Genomic DNA, 18,058 nt, shown 5'->3' with positions numbered 1-18,058 from the left:
ATTCTAATTAATTTCTGTATAATGTTTTTGAGTTCACATACCTATAGAAGAAGAGTGTAGGAGAATTATAGAGGGGAATGACGCGACGTATGAACGATACTATTTTGAAGGCGTTTAAAGGAGAGGCGACAGACTATGTGCCCGTCTGGTACATGCGCCAAGCCGGACGCTACCAACCGGAATATCGTGAGATCAAAAAAACGAGGACACTATTCGAAATCACGCACGATGCCGAGTTGTGTGCCTACGTAACAGAGCTCCCGGTGAAACAACTAGGAGTCGACGCGGCCATTCTGTATAAAGACATCATGACGCCACTCCCGTCGATGGGCGTCGATGTGGAAATCAAGAGCGGCATCGGTCCAGTCATCGATAACCCGTACCGGACGATGGAAGACGTGGAGCGCTTGAAGCCGCTCAATCCGGAAGACATCTCGTACGTGTTCGAGACGATTCGCTTGCTCCGTGAACGTTTGGAAGTCCCGCTCATCGGATTTTCAGGTGCACCGTTCACACTCGCGAGTTATATGATCGAAGGCGGTCCATCGAAGAGCTACCACCGCACGAAAGCGCTCATGTATGCCGAGCCGGACGTATGGAACGCGCTCATGGAGAAGTTGGGTGACATGGTCATCACATATGCGACGGCGCAAGCGGAGGCCGGTATCCAAGCGTTCCAATTGTTTGACTCATGGGTCGGGACGCTCAGCCGCAAGGATTATGTCCGTTATATCAAACCGACGACAGAGCGAATCTTCACTGAGTTGCGCAAGCTCGACATCCCGCTCATCATGCACGGTGTCGGAGCGAGCCATCTCGTCGAAGAGTGGCAAGACCAGCCGCTCGACGTTGTCGGCCTCGATTGGCGCTTGTCGGTGCAAGAGGCGCGTGACCGCGGCATCACGAAAGCGGTCCAAGGCAACCTTGACCCGTCATTCTTGTTGGCCCCGTGGCCGGTCATCGAAGCGAAAGTGAAAGAAATCCTCGACGAGGGGATGAAACAGCCAGGATACGTCTTTAACTTGGGACATGGGGTGTTCCCAGAAGTCGATCCGTCTGTGCTCGTCAAGTTGACAGCGTTTATCCATGACTACTCACGTGAAAAAATGGGAGGCAAATCATTATGAAAACCGTCGGATTACTTGTAATGGCTTATGGGACACCGTACAAACCTGAAGATATCGAGCGTTACTATACGCACATCCGCTATGGCCGAAAACCATCACCGGAAGCACTCCAAGACTTGACGGAGCGCTATGAGGCCATCGGTGGCGTGTCACCGCTCGCGAAGATCACCATCGACCAAGCGGAGACGCTCCGTGACATCTTGAACGAGCGTCACGCCGGTGAGATCGACTTCAAACTCTACATCGGGCTCAAGCACATCGAACCGTTCGTAGAAGATGCGGTCGCGCAAATGGCGAATGACGGCATTAAAGAAGCAGTGTCGGTCGTATTGGCTCCGCACTATTCGTCATACAGCGTCAAATCGTACAACGGACGGGCGCATGAAGAGGCCGCGAAATACGGCATCGAGATCCGTTCGGTCGAATCGTGGTACGATGAGCCGAAATTCATCAATTGGTGGGCGGAAGCGATTAAAGCGACGTTCGCGAACTTGCCGGTACCGGCCGAGAAGGCTTGCTTGATTGTCTCGGCACACAGTCTTCCAGAGAAGATTTTAGCAGGTGGCGACCCGTATCCGGATCAATTGAAGGAGACGGCGGACAAAATCGCCCAAGCGGCGGGCGTACCGAACTATGAGGTCGGTTGGCAGTCTGAAGGCAACACGCCTGACCCGTGGATCGGACCGGACGTCCAAGATTTGACGGCTGAACTTTATGAAAAGCATGGTTATGAGGCGTTCGTCTACACGCCAGTCGGATTCGTCGCAGATCACCTCGAGGTGCTCTTCGATAACGACGTGGAATGTAAAGTCGTCTGTGACCGCCTCGGCGTTCACTATGCACGTCCAAACATGCCAAACGCGGAGCGTAGCTTCATTGAAGCCGTCGCCGATCGAATGGAAAGCGTGATCGTGCATCATGCGTAATGTAACGATTGTCGGTGGTGGGATCACAGGTCTCACCGCCGCTTTTTATGCTGAGCGTTATTTGCCGGAAGATGTCACCATCAAGCTCGTCGAAGCGAGCGGCCGTTTAGGTGGAAAAATCGATACGTTCGAGACCGGGGAATTTGCGGTCGAACGGGGACCGGATTCATACGTGTTCCGCAAGACGGCGATGACCGACTTGATTCACGACGTCGGGCTCGGCGATGAGATTGTCCGTAACGGCGTCGGCCAAGCGTACGTTCTCCATCATGACGGATTGCACCCGATCCCAAAACAGACGGTCATGGGCATCCCGCTCGACGTCGATGCGTTCAAGGACACGACGCTCTTGTCTGAGGAAGAACACGCTTTGCTTCGGACGATGCTTCTGTCTCCTCCGGACGTCGAGGTCCCGGAGACGGACGTCTCGCTCGGACTGTATTTGCGTGAACGGGTCGGAGACCCAATCGTCGACCGGCTGATCGAACCGCTTCTTTCCGGGATTTACGCGGGAGACATCGACAAGATGAGCGCGTTGTCGACTTTCCCTCAGTTCATCGAGGGTGAGAAGCAGTACGGCAACTTGTATGAAGGGATGCGCCACCTTCGTCCCGAGCAGCGGGTCGCGGAAGTCGGAGCGAAGAAAGTCGGACAGTTCGCTTCACTCAAACGTGGGCTGAAGTCACTCACGGATCGCCTCGCCGAACGGCTAGAACGGACTGAAATCATCTTGAACTGTTCGGTCGAACAGGTCGAGGAGATGGATGGGGACTATCGACTATTGACGAACCGTGGAGATATCGAATGTGATCATCTCGTCTTGACGGTACCGCCCCGACTCATCCGTCAGTTCTTACCGAAAGTCGACAGCGATTTTCTCGCAGACATGAAGCCGCACGCGACGGCGACGTGTTCACTCGTATTTAAACAAGAAGATATCGAGTTGCCGTTCGTCGGGACAGGTTTCGTCACGAGCCAAGAGGCGGACGTGACGATTACCGCATGTACGTTCATCGACCAAAAATGGCCACACGCCGTGCCGGAAGGGTATCACGTCCTGCGCGTCTTTCTCGGGCGTCCGGGCGCCGATGCCATCGTCGATGCGTCCGATGAGGAGATTGTCACGACGGCGTTACGTGACCTCGGCGGCTTGATGACGATTAAAGCAGCGCCGCTCGAGACGGTCGTCAGCAGACTCCGGGACGGGTTGCCGCCCTATGCTGTCTTCCATTCCGACCGGGTCCGTGCGCTCCGGGCTGAGATGGGCCGCGTCTATCCCGGTATTTTGCTCGCAGGTATCGCCTACGACGGGATTGGCATGCCGGACTGCATCAAGAGCGTCCATGAACAGATCAAAGCACTCGCGGAAAATATTTAAAGATTTATGAAGAGAGGTGCCGGATTTTTCCGAGGGCCTCTCTTTTTGTTATAGTTAGAAGCGAAAGAGAAAAAGAGGGAGTGGATGTTGATGACAACGTACAAATTGTTCGTATCCGATATGGATGGCACGATCCTGCATAACCACACGAAAATCGCACCCGAGACGGCAGAAATCGTCCGTGCGGCAGAAGCCCAGGGGATTCGTTTTGCGATTGCGACGGGACGCAATTATTTCAACGCGAAAGAAATCCTCGACGAGGTCGGCCTCACGTGCCCGATCGTCTCTTCGAACGGCGGTCGCGTGTTGACGGAAACGGGTGACGTGCTACATGAAATCGATTTGACGACGGAAGAAGCGCTCGAGGTCGTATCTGTGTTGCATCAAGACCACAAATATTCGGACGTCTTCTATGAAATGTATTCGGAGGCGGGGCTCGTCGCGAGCCGACTCGACTTGATTGAAGCGACGATGGAGAATTTGAAACAGAACGGGGACGAGCGGTCACTCGAGATGTACGAGTTCTTCCGCAAACGTTATTATGTCAACGAAGATGTTCGTCTCGTCGAGGATATCGAAGACTTCATCAAGAACGAGGCCGGACGTGTCTATAAATTCATCGCCTTCTCGAGTCATTTCGAGAAGATGTCATCGCTGTGGACGGAAATCGATGAGCGTGTGGAGGGCGTTTACGTCACGTCTTCAGGCAACGATAACATCGAGGTCATGGCGAACGGGGCCGATAAAGGGCACGGCGTCAAAAAATTGGCCGAGCATTTCGGTGTCGATTTATCAGAAGTCGTCGTCATCGGCGACAATTTGAACGACATTCCGATGTTCGAGGTCGCCGGTAAAGCCATCGCGATGGGCAATAGTCACGAAGACTTGATCGCCATCAGTCATCACGTCACCGAGCGTCACGACGAATATGGCGTCGCGAACGCATTGAAGCGCGTCATGACAGGGGAATGGAAGTAAACGAGTTGTAGCGACGGGCTGACGTCTCGTATAATACAATTAATGAACATCCTTAGGAGGAACTTACTGTGAAATTTATTTTCAACCCGGACATTCGGGACCCAAAACTCAACTTGGCGGTCGAGGAGTATATCCTCAAACATTTGAACGTCGAGCATGAGGATTATTTCTTGTTCTATATTAACGGCCCGTCGATCATCATCGGTAAGAACCAAAACACATCAGAAGAAGTCAACTTGAAGTATATCGAAGAGAACGGGATTGACGTCGTTCGTCGTCTCTCAGGTGGCGGTGCCGTCTATCATGACGAAGGGAACTTGAACTTCAGCTTTATCACAAAAGATGATGGCAACTCGTTCAACAACTATAAAAAGTTCACGCAGCCGATCGTCGACGCCTTGAAACAGCTCGGGGTCGAGGCGGAATTGACGGGACGTAACGACATCCAAGTCGGCGAACGCAAGATCAGCGGTAACGCACAGTTCACGACACGCGGCCGCATGTTCAGCCACGGGACGCTCATGTTTAACTCGAACATCGAGGAAGTCGTCAATTCGCTCAACGTCTCAGAAGAGAAGATGCGCTCGAAAGGAATAAAATCGGTCCGCAGCCGCGTCGCCAACATTACGGAATTCTTAGAAGAAGAGATGGAGATGGAACGCTTCGTCGAGGCGCTCCTCCACTCGATTTATGACGGACAGGAACCAGAACGTTACGTGCTTCGCGATGAGGATTGGGAAATCGTTCAGGACATCTCGAAAGAACGCTACGCGAACTGGGACTGGAACTTCGGGAAATCGCCGAAGTTTGATGTCGAGTCGAAACGTCGTTTCCCGATTGGCACGATCGACGTCCGTTTAAACGTCAACAAGGGCACGATCACGGAAGCGAAAATCTATGGGGACTTCTTCGGTGTCGGTGATATCCATGACGTCGAACAGGTACTCGTCGGGACGCGGTTCGAACGCGGCGCGATTCGGGAACAATTGTCACAGCTTGACGTCAAACATTATTTTGGAAACGTCGAGCTCGAAGAACTCGTTGATCTCATTAGCTGAAGCGGGTTGGAGAAAAGGAGGGACTCTTAACAAGGTCCCTTCTTTTTGGCGTTTTGGTGACATCTGGTGTGGACGGTTGCACGTCGTTTCAGCGAGGCGTATCATATTCAATGCAAGCGCTTTCTTATATAGGATTCAACCAACAGGAGGAAACAATATGCACCGATTTATTACAGAGTGGATGGACGCGAATTGGATGTGGGTGACGGAGCAACCGACGTTTGACCTGGCTGTCCGCGCGATCGGTCTTGAATTAGAAGGAAGAGGGGTTGTCGATGAGAGGTTCGCGCGCGTCGTCATCGAGCAAGAGCAAACGATTCCGTCGGGTGTGACCGATGTTGCCGTGCCGGTCGCTGTCGTCGATGTACCGCTCCACGTCTCGAAACAAGACGGCATCATCTTGCTTCATCTTAATCATCCGTTTGCGATGCACACAATTGCGGGAGACACGATTCGAACCGAAGCGATTTTCTTCATCACGGCGACGACCGAATCAAAAAAATCGGCACTCCACAAATTGATGGACGATTTGCTCATGGATGACGAGACACTGCAGGCACTTGTCCACGTACAGAGTCGGACCGGCTTGTATCATTTGAAGACGATGGACTTGAAAGCGTTTTCTTATTAAGCCGTTTCATGTACAATGGAGATAACTGAAAAAGAGCGCGGCTGCCGTGCTCTTTTTTACGGCTTAAAAGTGAATAGTCATTCATTTTCAAAGGGGGATTACCATGGCAAACTTAGTCACGGCACTACAGGGCGTTGTGGCCGCGCATCCGAACAAGGCGGCCTATGTGTTTGGGGAAGACACGGTCAGCTACGGACAGTTTTTCGGTCAGGTCGAGGCGATGGCGGCGACGCTCGAGCAAAAAGGGATCGGTCAAGGGGACCACGTCGCACTCGTCCTCGGCAATAGCCCGGCATTCTTGATTTCCTATTTTGCGGTGCTCGCACGAGGTGGGGTCGTCATTCCGATCAACCCTACATATACACCGGATGAGATGGCCTATATTTTGGTCGATGGGGATGTGAAGGCGATCGTCGCCTTGTCACCGCTCGTCGCGCAAGCGGAAGCCGCGCTCACGAAGTTACCGCAACTCGGACTCGTCATCTCGGTCCCGTACGCGGACGTACCGGCGTTGAAACGAGACGGGGACATCGAGTTCTTGCCGTTCGAAGAGGCGTTCGCGATGACGAAAGGGGAGCTCGTTGTGGTCGATGAAGGAGACGTCGCTGTCATCCTCTATACGAGCGGGACGACCGGGAAGCCAAAGGGAGCGTTGTTGACGCATCTCAACTTGTTCTCGAACGCCCATTCGATTGGAGAATATTTGGAGATCACGCCGGAAGATAAAGCGCTCGCGGCGCTGCCGATGTTCCACGTCTTCTGTCTGACCGTAATCGTGAACGCACCGCTCCTGCGCGGCGCCACAATCGTCATCTTACCGAAATTCTCGCCGCAAGATGTGTTCGACCTCATCCCGAGACATCGTGTCAGCATTTTCGCCGGTGTGCCGACGATGTACAACTTCCTGTTACAGACGGCGATGAAAGTTCCGGCTTATGCCTCGGCGCTCAAGCACGTCCGCGTCTTCGTATCCGGTGGGGCCAGTCTGCCGGTGCAGCTGCTTGAATCGTTCGAGCAGAAGTTCGAGTGTAAAATTCTTGAAGGGTATGGCCTCTCAGAAGCGTCACCTGTTACTTGTTTCAACCCGCTTCATGGGGAGCGGAAGGCAGGTTCGATCGGCCCGTCAATCGTCCACGTCGAGAATAAAGTCGTCGATGAGCTGGGGGAAGAGGTCGGAGTCGACGAAGTCGGCGAACTCATCGTCCGTGGCCCGAACGTCATGAAAGGCTATTACAAACTGCCGGAAGAGACGTCGATGACACTTCGTGACGGATGGCTCTACACGGGAGACTTGGCGAAGCGCGACAAGGACGGGTACTTCTACATCGTCGACCGGAAGAAAGATATGGTCATCGTTGGCGGCTATAACGTTTATCCGCGTGAAGTCGAAGAAGTGCTCTATCAACATCCGGGCATCGTCGAGGCGGCCGTCATCGGGGTCCCTGATGCTGAACAAGGGGAAGCCGTGAAGGCGTTCGTCGTCACCCGCGACGAACAAGTGACGCTTGACGAGATTCGGTCGTTTGCGGCGACGAAACTCGCGAAGTACAAACAACCGACACACATCGAAATTATTGATGAACTCCCTCGGAACACGACCGGGAAGATTTTACGGACCGTCTTGAAGAGTGAGGCGTTCCAACGCAATTGACGGGAGAGAAGGACGACGAAATCAGTCGTCCTTTTTTGTTCGAAATGTTTGACACCATTACCGGGTAGGGGTATATTGAAGGTGAGGTGATAACCATGGAAGAATTCATGCATGACCAACCGATCGTCCCGCGTGAAGACGCAGAACGTGAAGCGCTCAGCAAACGGCTGCGCCGGATTGAAGGACAAGTACGTGGGATTCAAAAGATGGTCGAGAGCGATCGCTACTGTGTCGATATTTTGACGCAGACGTCCGCCATCCAAGCGGCACTCAAACAAGTCGAGATGCAACTGCTCGAACGTCACATGCGCAAATGTCTAGTCCATGCGAGTGAAACAGAAGACATGGACCCATACATTGACGAATTGATGACAATCGTCAGTCGCATCAAGAAGTAAGGAGGTGGACCGATGAAAACCGTCGAACTGTCGATTCAAGGGATGACGTGCGCCGCATGTTCGGCCCGCATTGAAAAAGTATTGAATAAAATGGACGGCGTCGAAGCGACCGTCAACTTGCCGCTCGAGACGGCGACGATTCGTGTCGAGGATGGCATCACTGAAGAAGAGCTGATTGCCCGCATCGAGAAAATCGGTTACGGTGCAGAACGGAAAGCGGAACTGACCCCGGCACATGATCTCCGTCCGCTCGAACGAAAAGTACTCATCTCAGCGCTGTTGTCAGCACCACTTCTGCTCGTCATGATTACGCACATCCCGGGTGTGACGTTTCATGCCGATTGGCTCATGAATCCGTGGTGGCAATTCGCGCTCGCCACACCGGTCCAGTTCTGGATTGGGGCCCAGTTTTATAAAGGGGCGTATAAGAGCCTGAAGAGCGGCGCGGCCAACATGGACGTGCTCGTGGCGACCGGGACGTCGGCAGCTTACTTCTATTCCGTCTTCGAGATGTTCGTGCATCCGATGCACCCGTCGCTCTATTTTGAGACGAGTGCCGTCTTGATCACGCTCGTATTGCTCGGCAAATGGTTAGAGGCCCGAGCGAAAGAAAAAACGACGGACGCGCTAAAATCGCTCTTGTCGTTACAGGCGAAAGAAGCGATTTTACTCGTCGACGGTGTGGAGAGATCGGTCGCGATCGATTTGGTCAAAGCCGGTGACGTCATCGTCGTCCGCCCTGGCGAAAAAGTGCCGGTCGATGGGAAAATCGTCGAAGGTGAGACGGTCATCGATGAGTCGATGTTGACCGGGGAGTCGATCCCCTCCGAGAAAAGTGTCGGCGCCGATGTTGTCGGCGGAACGATCAACCGTTCGCATCGGGTCTTGATGGTCGCTGAACGTGTCGGCAGCGAGACGATGCTCGCTCAAATTGTCCGTGTCGTCGAACAGGCACAGACGGACAAAGCACCGATTCAACGGCAAGCGGACCGGATTTCTGGTGTGTTCGTTCCGATCGTCGTCGCCATCAGCGCCTTGACGTTCGCCGTCTGGACGCTTGGTTTCAATGATTTGGACATGGCGATTCGGGCATCGATTGCCGTTCTCGTCATCGCTTGTCCGTGTGCGCTCGGTCTCGCGACACCGACATCGATTATGGTCGGGACGGGTCGTGCCGCCGAACGTGGTGTCTTGTTCAAAGGGGGCGGTCAGCTCGAATCATTGAATGGTGTCGATATCGTCGTCTTCGATAAGACGGGGACGCTCACGAAAGGTACGCCGGAAGTCGTGGCGACGTTCGGAGACGCGTCGTTCTTGAAACAGGCCGTCATGGCCGAACGTCAATCGACGCACCCACTCGCCGAGGCGATTGGCCGGGGCGAAGGAGACGGTCAGGTCGAACGTGTTGAAGAGTTGGCCGGTCGAGGATTGAAAGCGATCGTAGATGGGAAACCTCTTCTTATCGGCTCGGTCCGGATGATGCAAGAATCAGGATTCGTACTCCCAGAATGGGATATGCAGGCGATGACGCCTGTCTATGTGGCCGACGAGTCTGGTGTCGTCGCGGCGTTCGGTCTGCAAGATAAGTTAAAAGACCAGAGTCGTGCCGTCGTCCAACAACTTGCCAAGACAAGACAAGTCTATGTCTTGACCGGTGACCGAAAAGAAGTCGCGCTCGATGTCGCTCGCCAACTCGGGATTCCCGAAACGAATGTCATCGCCGAGGTGTTACCGGTTGAGAAGGCCGATCATGTCGAGGCGCTGAAACGGCAAGGACGTGTAGCCATGGTCGGGGACGGCATGAATGATGCCCCGGCACTTGCTGTCGCCGATGTCGGCATCGCGTTCGGCAGCGGGACAGATATCGCTTTAGAGGCGGCAGACGTAACCGTGATGGGACAAGATATCGAAGGCGTGAACAGGGCCATCGAAATGAGCGCATTGACGATGCGTAACATTCGTCAAAACTTGTTCTGGGCCCTTGCCTATAACAGTCTCGGTATCCCGGTCGCTGCGGCCGGATTGCTCGCCCCATGGATTGCCGGGGCGGCCATGGCGTTCAGTTCGGTCTCGGTCGTCTTGAACGCGTTACGATTGAAAACACAAGGAGGAACATCCAAATGAATGAAACGACATTAAAAGTAGAAGGTATGACATGTAATCACTGCAAAGCGGCGGTCGAAGGCGCATTGACAGAACTCGAAGGCGTCGAGTCGGCCATCGTCTCGTTGCAGGACCATCGGGTCGATGTCATCCACAACGATCAAATTTCCGTGAAAACGATGATCGAAGCGATCGAGGAACAAGGCTACGACGTCAACGCATAATACGGAGCTCTCGCCTATCTTGGCGGGAGCTTTTTTGTCATGTTCATGCTAAGAAAAGTATGCTATATTATAGGTGATAATGAGAATCGCTATCAATGGGAAGGTGGAACATGATGGAACTCATGATGATCAGCGGTGTACTGGCCCTCCTCAGTGGCGGCACGGTATTCCTGGCACAACAGATGCGCACTCGGCCGACGCGGTAAGGAAGGGGAGACCCTTCTTTTTTTTGTCGGCATTTCTGCGTTTCAAGAGCACATTGATCGCTCAAGAAACGACCGTATTCCCATCATTCGTCCATAATTGTTTGATATGATAAGTAAAAACGTTGCAGAGGTGACTGGAATGTACACAATCTACTTAGTCGATGATGAAATCAATTTAAATAAGATGCTCGTGACGTATCTAGAGCAAGAAGGATATCAGGTCCGCTCGTTCACCGACGGGACCTCGGCCCAGGCCGCAATCAAAGATGAGCCAGACTTATGGGTGCTCGATATCATGCTCCCGGATCTCGACGGGTTCCAATTGCTGAAACAAATCAAGGCGACGAACGCGTTCACGCCGACGATTTTCATCTCGGCACGGGACGAAGATATCGATAAAATCATCGGACTCGAGATGGGGTCGGACGATTACATCGCAAAACCTTTCCTGCCACGGGAGCTCGTCATCCGTGTCAAAAAATTGATTGACCGTGTCTATGGCTCGAAGTCGAACGAACATATTGAATACGGAGAGTATACGATTTATCCCGAGAAACGTCTCATCAAACATGAACAAGACGAGATCGATTTGACATCAAAAGAGTTCGATTTGCTTCTCCTCTTCCTCGAACATCCAGGTTCGGCCTTGTCGCGCGAACAGATTCTAGAAGGGGTATGGGGTCATGATTATTTCGGTTCGGACCGCGTCGTCGATGACTTGGTACGTCGTCTCCGGAAAAAACTGCATCGCCTTGAGCTTGAAACGCTCTATGGCGTCGGTTACCGACTCGTTAAGCCATGAAACTTGATCGACTCCAACCGAAACGGCTCATGTGGAAGATTTGGGTATTGATCCTTCTGATCATCGTGACGCTTGCCTTGATGATCTTGTTGACGATCCGCTCGTCGATCACGCAATTTATCGATGAACAAGTGTATGAGACGTTGCAAGATGTGGATTATTACCTGGGGAATACGAATGAGCTAGAAAATATTCCGCAAAACCCGATTGAATACGATCGTCGCCAACAAGAATCACGGTCGGTCAACCAGCTCATCTTTTTGCCGAACGGACGCATCATTTATGGTTCGGCCCCGCTCGAGTTGACGAATCGGATGTATCAGGAGGCGCTCATGCAGTCGAGCGAGGTCGCCAAATACCAGACGACGATCGACGGGGAGGACGTCTACTATATCATTCGCCAGAATGAGTACGATGGGGCCCTGATCTACCAAGCTTCCTATGCATGGGATGCCTATCGGCGTGAACTCGTCTCGACGCTCTACTGGCGTATTTCGATTCTAATCGGCGTCATCAGTCTGTTGTCGTTGATCCCGGCTCTATGGATGTCGCGTGAGTTGACGAAGCCGATCGTCGAGATGGAACGGGCAGTCGAGAAAATCTCGAACCGGCAATGGGAGACGGTGCTCCCGCTCGCCCGCCAAGATGAGCTCGGACAGTTGGCCCGTTCGATTGACGCGATGCGGCAAGAGTTGCAAGAGCAAGACGTGGCCCAACAGGCGCTGCTCCAAAACATTTCACATGACTTGAAGACACCGATTATGGTCATCCGCGGCTACGCCCAATCGATCGGGGACGGGATTTATCCGACCGGGGACTTGAAAGGGTCGGCCGAAGTCATCGACGAAGAGGCGTCCCGGCTCGAGAAGAAAGTCGTTGATTTGTTATACGTCACGAAACTCGAATACTTCAAAGGACAAGAGATGCGACTTGAACCGATCAATCTCGATAAGTTGATGGAACTGCTCGTCAGCCGGTTCAAACTGCGCGGCAGCTTGGACTGGTCGGTGACTGGTCATGCCGGCGAGATGCTCGGTGACGGGGAACAGATCCGTGTCGCCTTCGAGAACGTACTCGATAACGCCTTACGTTACGCCGAGTCGATGATTCGAATTGAATTGGCCCGGTCCGAGGCAGGGGTCGACATCACCATCGAGAACGACGGTCCTCCGGTCGACGCAAACCTCGACTTGTTCCATCAATTTTCGCGTGGGAAACAAGGGAAGTTCGGTCTGGGTCTGTTCATCGTTCAACGAATCGTGACACTCCATGAGGGGACGGTTAACTTGGGAAATACAAACGATGGAGTGCGTGTTCATTTTCATTTTCCCCACTCAAAATCGTTACAAAATCAAAAAATAGACCATCGAAATTAAAAAACCAACCGTCAATCGGTTGGTTTTTTTAGTGGGAAATATTCCTATGTGATTTGTCTGATCCGTTATATTTTGTTATGAATGACATGTAATTCACTATATCCATGATGGAGGCAAATCAGATGACTCAGTTGACGAATGAAACAAGAGCTTTGATTCCAGTTTTCAATGAGTACGGGGAGGCGGAGACGCTCGTCTATCAATCCGGCGGTGTCGAGCGATTGAAAGGCTCGCCCCTTTACTTACTCGAATCGGCCTGTCTGTACTATGGTTCGAGCATTCAAGGACGGATTGAGGCGGCCCGTAACGTACTTGGCCCGCACCGGAAAACGCCTGTCATCATGGATTGGCATGCGGACGCGATCTTTTTCCCGACCATTGCGAAAGAGAGCCCGGACTGTGCCTGGATCAATTTTTCTCAAGTCTTTGATGCTAAAAAGAGCGGCAAAGGGAGCCGGATTATCTTTCATTCAGGTGAATCGGTCGAGGTCCCGGTGTCGAATCATACCGTCTATAAGCAGAAGCAACGTTCCATCGAGTTATCGTATTCGTTTCAAAAACGCTTTCACTGAAGCACATTCATCTGTGATTAAAGATTGAAATCGATGACGAACCCCTCTATGATGAAGAAGAATAGTTCATATGTGTATTTGCACATCATTTGAAAGTGAGGGGTCAACATGTTTTTTCAAAAAATGATTGAACGAGGAAAATTGGTCATCGTATTTTTACTCGTTGCAATCGTAGTCGGGGTGCTCACGTTCTTCCAGCTTCCGAAACGTGAGATTCCAGAGACGAGTGTCAATATCGTCTTGGTCCAAACGCCATATCCGGGAGCGACCGCAGAGACGGTCGAACGGAACGTAACGAATATTCTCGAGACCGAATTGAGAGGGCTCGAGGGTGTCGAAAATGTATCGTCTCTCTCGGCATCCGAATTCTCGAACATTACGGTCGAATATGAAGACGGGATTGACAAGAGTGAGTTACAGGCGAACGTACGCCAAGCCATCTCTGATGCGACGCCGCGCTTACCTGAAAATGCGCTCGCCCCGACCGTCAATGATTCGATTGGGCAGTTGCCGGTCGCTTCTTATTTGTTGACGGCAGACGATCGCGAGACGCTTCAGACGGTACGTGAAGATGTCGAACGGTTGGAAGAACGTCTGTTGCGGACAGATGGGGTCACCGGTGTGACGATTAAAGGATTGCCGGAAACGGAATTTGTCGTCTCGCTTGACTCGGCCGAACTCGGGGAGCGCCAACTCGCTTTCCCAGACGTTTTGACGGCCATCAATGAAGAATATAAGACGACACCGCTTGGTCGCCAGTCGACTGAAGACGGGATTTATCAGTTGGCGATTGATAGTTTGACGAACGTCAACGATATGGGTCAAGTCGTCGTCGGTTCAGTGGACGGGACGCCTGTCCTCCTCGAAGACGTCGGGACGGTCGAAGAGACCGAGAAAGCGGTCACTGACCTCGTCTCACTCGACGGCCAACCTGCTGTCTCCGTGACGGTCACAATTGAACCGGGTCAAGATATTCCGACCCTTCAAGAACGCGTCGATGCAGTCGTCGCGGAAGAAGTCGGTGACGTGAGTGGCGTCGAGCTCGTTCCTTATTATGAGCAGGCGAAAGCGGTCGATGATATTTTCTCATCCCTCACTCGTGAATTCATCATCGCCATGATCGCGGTCATCGTCGTCACGACAATCGGACTGACGTTCTCAGGTTCCTTGATCGTCAGCTTGGCGATTCCATTGTCGTTCTTGCTCGCGTTGATCCCGCTTCGCTTCACTGGGGTCGACTTGAACCAAATCTCCATCATCGGGGCCATCATCGCACTCGGGATCCTCGTCGATGACGCGATTGTCGTCAACGACAACATCCTGCGTCGTTACCGGAAAGGTGACACGGCGATGGGTGGTGCCGTGCGCGGGACGAAAGAAGTATGGGGTTCGATCGTCACGTCGACGCTCGCCGTCGTCTTCGCTTTCTTGCCGTTGACACTCTTATCGGGCGCGAATGGAAACTTTATCCGTGCTTTGCCGACCGTATTGGCGTTGTCGGTGCTCGCCTCGATGGTCATCAGCTTGACGCTCGTGCCGATTGCCCAGTACTGGCTGAATCGTAAGCAAGTGAAAGTATCGAAACGAGAGCCTGGTTGGTTAGGGGGGCCTCTTAACCGCCTCAGTAATTTCTATGCGGATACGTTATTACCAAAAGTCGCGAAGCGTCCATGGACGTTCGGTCTTGTTGGTTTCGTCATCACGACCGCCTTGTACGGTTTGATCTTGTTGACACCGTTCGAATTCTTCCCGGCTGCGAACCGACCAGAAGTCGTGACGAGTGTCACGTTGCCGGTCCAAACCGACCTCGAAGAGACGGAACGGAGACTTCGAGCCATCGAAGAAGAGTTCCAGAGTATCGATGGTGTTGTCGAGACATCCGTCTTTGCAGGTAGCGGCCTACCGAGCCTGTTCACGGGCGGACTTGATCAGACCGGTGAAAACACGGGTCAAATCGTCGTTCGTGTCGACAATGACACGATCGATGCGATTCAATTGATCGATGAGTATACGACACAGATCCGGGACAATAATCCGGACGCTGAAATCTTCTTGGATACGCAACAACAAGGACCGCCGACTTCAGCGCCTGTCGAGTTCACGATGCGTGGTGAAACGATCGATCAGCTCGTCACGGCACGGGATACTGTCAAAGCGGACCTCGAAGCTATTGACGGCGCACTCGTGCTCGACAACATTAAAGAGCCGTTCCAGACGCTCACGTATGAACTTGATCGTGACGCGATGGCGGAAGCGGGTGTCACCGCGAAGTCGATCAGTGACCAGATTCGTCTCGTCACGGACGGCATCCCGATCGGCACGTTCGATGATGGGGTCGAACAGCGCGACGTGAAAATCGTCGTCGATGCGGAAGCGAACCGCGAGGCGCTCGCCTTAGACGATATCCTCGTCCCAGTTCAAACGGAAGCGGGCCCACCGGTCGCACCGCTCAGCACGTTCGTCACGGAGACGACGACGGAACAGATTCAACAGATTCCGCGTGAGAACGGGGAACGGACCGTGACGCTCCAAATTTATGCGAGCGAAGGCATGGACGAAGAGGCGTTCAAACAAGACGTCGACCGTGTGCTTGCTGATGCCGAGGCGTCATTGACCGACGAAGGAATCGCGTTCGATCAATCAGGCGCGAGCGACACACAAAACGAGTTCTTCCTTGAACTCGCCACGTTGTTCGTCGTCGTCTTGTTCTTGATTTTCTTGATTATCGCGTTCCAATTCAATTCACTGTCACTGCCGCTCCTCGTCTTGTTCACGATTTACTTGGCGATTGCCGGTGCGGTCGTCGGATTGTTCGTCACCCAGACGCCATTTAGTTTCATGGCTTCGATGGGAATCGTCTCGCTTGCCGGGATCGTCGTTCGGAACGCCGTCGTCTTGTTCGAGTTCATCGAGCAAGGGATTCGAGACGGTATGGCCGTCACGACCGCCGTCTACGAGGCAGGACGCGCCCGGATTCGCCCGATTCTGTTGACGGCGTTGACCGCTGTCGTGGCGCTCTTACCGGTCGCGTTCGGAGAAGACCCATTGTTCCGACCGCTTGCCATCGGCATCGTGTCGGGAATTCTCTTCTCGACCGTGCTGACGCTCGTGCTCGTTCCGGCGTACTACTTGATTTTGGCGAAACGTCGCCACCGGGATAAACCGTTCACAGAGTAAGGAAACGACCGGCCATCGTGCCGGTCGTTTTTCATGTCATCTGTTCGGTTGCCAAGGGAAGGTATGTTTTTGTGAGATGCTCTATGGGTATAATAAGAGAAGGACTTCACAATATTGGAGGGAATCAACGATGAATGATTCATACACATGGTTAAATCGCCGGACGATTCGCCCGGCTTACAGTGCGACAGGAGGCCGAGCGTGGACGAGCGAACGCGTCGTCCGTCCGGATGCAGCCCGTGGGAAGACAGTTCGTGGTGTCAAACGCGTACGTCGTCCGTATACGGATGAGCATGGCAACCGCCGTTATACGACGGGACGTGTCGTTATCACCGACGCGGCTCGCCAAGCACGTTCGCACGGTCACGGCGAATCGGCCGTCCAACTTGAGCTGTCGGTGCCGACACCATATGAACGGGTAAAAGAGATGATTCCAACGAAGAAAGTACTTGTGCCGGTCATGGCCGGGATTGCTGTCGCCGGAGGACTCGCCGGTGCGATTTATGCGCTTCGTAAGAAAAAACAAAACAAGAACAAGCACAAATAAAAAAATCGCCCGCGGGCGATTTTTTTATTTAAGGCGATCCGCAAGAATTCGTTCGAGCTGTTGCTCGCCGAGTTCGCGCATCTCTGCTTCATTCTCTTCATCGTATGCCTCGTCAGTGAAACGGCCGACGAATTCGACTTTCCCGTTGCCGAGTTCACGGAAGACGAGGTTTTTGCGGTCCTGATAAAAGACGACGCGGTACTCTCGTCCGTTCTCGTGCATATAGTTGAACACACCTTTAATGTGGTCCATGTTCTTTTCTTCGGGTTGGTCTTCTTCCTCTTCATCCTCTTCGAGGGCGTCGGCGAGGACTGCCGTCGGTTCTACTTCTTCCGTTTCTTCTTCAGAGGAAACGGCCTCTTTTTTCTCTTCTTCTGTCATGAAAAACGACCTCCTTTACTTACTTTCTTATCATACCCGCTTTTCGAAAGGCTGACTACTCAAAATGGTGGGAGCAGACGCGGACGACGTTCGATGACGACATGATCAAGCGATGGAACAGCTGTTGTTTGATGGACTCGGGCGCATCGACCGTTTTGAGCGCTTGCTCCATACAACCGAGCCAATGTCCGGCATGCGTCTCCGAAATCGGGTGGTCACGATGAATCATCGCCAGGTTGCCGCCACCACGACGGTCCGTATATAGTTTCGGTCCTCCGAGCAACTGTGTTAAAAACTCAAATTGATGCGCTTTGACCCGGTCTTTGTCGTCCGGAAACAACGGTAACAACACTGGGTCGGCGTAGACGAGGTCGTAAAAGGCGTCAACGAGCTGCTGGACCCCACGCTCGCCACCGAATTGTTCATATGCACTCATGTTTTATTCCCCCTCATACGTCCAGTCTAATCGATTTTCGCTGAAATTGGGAAGGATGCGGGCTGGTCAATTTTCTTGCTGGGGTCT

Annotated in this window: 17 protein-coding genes; 15 read left to right on the top strand and 2 right to left on the bottom strand. The window is 52.9% G+C overall.

Annotation, left to right across the window (positions count from 1 at the left end; genetic code table 11):
• Positions 1–77: 77 nt before the first annotated feature.
• From hemE to EVJ34_RS04120, 15 genes are all read left to right on the top strand, one after another.
• Positions 78–1,127, top strand: coding sequence for a uroporphyrinogen decarboxylase (gene hemE / locus EVJ34_RS04190; RefSeq protein WP_131437653.1), 1,050 nt, complete (start codon positions 78–80; stop codon positions 1,125–1,127).
• Complete coding sequence (hemH, locus tag EVJ34_RS04185) at positions 1,124–2,053, top strand: ferrochelatase (RefSeq protein ID WP_131437651.1); 930 nt, start codon at positions 1,124–1,126, stop codon at positions 2,051–2,053. The genes hemE and hemH overlap by 4 nt, the downstream gene beginning before the upstream one ends.
• The gene (gene hemG / locus EVJ34_RS04180) at positions 2,046–3,431 is read left to right on the top strand and encodes a protoporphyrinogen oxidase (RefSeq protein WP_131484775.1); all 1,386 of its coding nucleotides are present in this window, start codon (positions 2,046–2,048) and stop codon (positions 3,429–3,431) included. The genes hemH and hemG overlap by 8 nt, the downstream gene beginning before the upstream one ends.
• 90 nt (positions 3,432–3,521) lie before the next feature.
• A complete protein-coding gene (locus EVJ34_RS04175; protein ID WP_232819573.1) occupies positions 3,522–4,409 on the top strand; it encodes a Cof-type HAD-IIB family hydrolase in 888 nt (295 codons plus the stop codon).
• 68 nt (positions 4,410–4,477) lie between these two features.
• Complete coding sequence (gene lplA, locus EVJ34_RS04170; protein ID WP_131484774.1) at positions 4,478–5,467, top strand: lipoate--protein ligase; 990 nt, start codon at positions 4,478–4,480, stop codon at positions 5,465–5,467.
• 157 nt (positions 5,468–5,624) lie between these two features.
• Positions 5,625–6,098, top strand: coding sequence for a PTS sugar transporter subunit IIA (locus tag EVJ34_RS04165; protein WP_131437643.1), 474 nt, complete (start codon positions 5,625–5,627; stop codon positions 6,096–6,098).
• Positions 6,099–6,201: 103 nt separating this feature from the next.
• Positions 6,202–7,749, top strand: a complete 1,548-nt coding sequence (locus EVJ34_RS04160) for a long-chain-fatty-acid--CoA ligase (protein WP_131484773.1) — start codon at positions 6,202–6,204, stop codon at positions 7,747–7,749.
• Between the two features lie 95 nt (positions 7,750–7,844).
• Positions 7,845–8,147, top strand: a complete 303-nt coding sequence (locus EVJ34_RS04155; RefSeq protein ID WP_021066698.1) for a metal-sensitive transcriptional regulator — start codon at positions 7,845–7,847, stop codon at positions 8,145–8,147.
• A gap of 12 nt (positions 8,148–8,159) precedes the next feature.
• Positions 8,160–10,271, top strand: coding sequence for a heavy metal translocating P-type ATPase (locus EVJ34_RS04150; protein ID WP_131484772.1), 2,112 nt, complete (start codon positions 8,160–8,162; stop codon positions 10,269–10,271).
• Positions 10,268–10,474, top strand: a complete 207-nt coding sequence (copZ, locus tag EVJ34_RS04145) for a copper chaperone CopZ (protein ID WP_131437637.1) — start codon at positions 10,268–10,270, stop codon at positions 10,472–10,474. The genes EVJ34_RS04150 and copZ overlap by 4 nt, the downstream gene beginning before the upstream one ends.
• A 345-nt stretch (positions 10,475–10,819) precedes the next feature.
• Positions 10,820–11,482 carry a response regulator transcription factor gene (locus EVJ34_RS04140; RefSeq protein ID WP_131437635.1) on the top strand — a complete coding sequence of 221 codons (663 nt, stop codon included), beginning with the start codon at positions 10,820–10,822 and terminating at the stop codon, positions 11,480–11,482.
• A complete protein-coding gene (locus EVJ34_RS04135; protein ID WP_131484771.1) occupies positions 11,479–12,858 on the top strand; it encodes a sensor histidine kinase in 1,380 nt (459 codons plus the stop codon). Before EVJ34_RS04140 ends, EVJ34_RS04135 begins: the two co-directional genes overlap by 4 nt.
• A 122-nt stretch (positions 12,859–12,980) precedes the next feature.
• A complete protein-coding gene (locus EVJ34_RS04130; RefSeq protein WP_236634620.1) occupies positions 12,981–13,430 on the top strand; it encodes a competence protein ComK in 450 nt (149 codons plus the stop codon).
• Positions 13,431–13,538: 108 nt separating this feature from the next.
• Positions 13,539–16,607, top strand: coding sequence for an efflux RND transporter permease subunit (locus EVJ34_RS04125; protein ID WP_131484770.1), 3,069 nt, complete (start codon positions 13,539–13,541; stop codon positions 16,605–16,607).
• A gap of 130 nt (positions 16,608–16,737) precedes the next feature.
• Positions 16,738–17,154, top strand: a complete 417-nt coding sequence (locus EVJ34_RS04120; RefSeq protein ID WP_131484769.1) for a hypothetical protein — start codon at positions 16,738–16,740, stop codon at positions 17,152–17,154.
• A 24-nt stretch (positions 17,155–17,178) separates the two neighbouring features.
• Here the strand turns inward: EVJ34_RS04120 and EVJ34_RS04115 are convergent, their stop codons facing one another.
• Complete coding sequence (locus EVJ34_RS04115) at positions 17,179–17,535, bottom strand: hypothetical protein (RefSeq protein ID WP_021066690.1); 357 nt, start codon at positions 17,533–17,535, stop codon at positions 17,179–17,181.
• Between the two features lie 55 nt (positions 17,536–17,590).
• Positions 17,591–17,971 carry a truncated hemoglobin gene (locus EVJ34_RS04110; RefSeq protein WP_131437623.1) on the bottom strand — a complete coding sequence of 127 codons (381 nt, stop codon included), beginning with the start codon at positions 17,969–17,971 and terminating at the stop codon, positions 17,591–17,593.
• Positions 17,972–18,058: the final 87 nt, after the last annotated feature.

The sequence above is a fragment of the Exiguobacterium sp. SL-9 genome (genome assembly GCF_004336985.1).
GTDB lineage: Bacteria > Bacillota > Bacilli > Exiguobacteriales > Exiguobacteriaceae > Exiguobacterium.
This window is presented reverse-complemented; position numbering and strand designations above follow the sequence as displayed.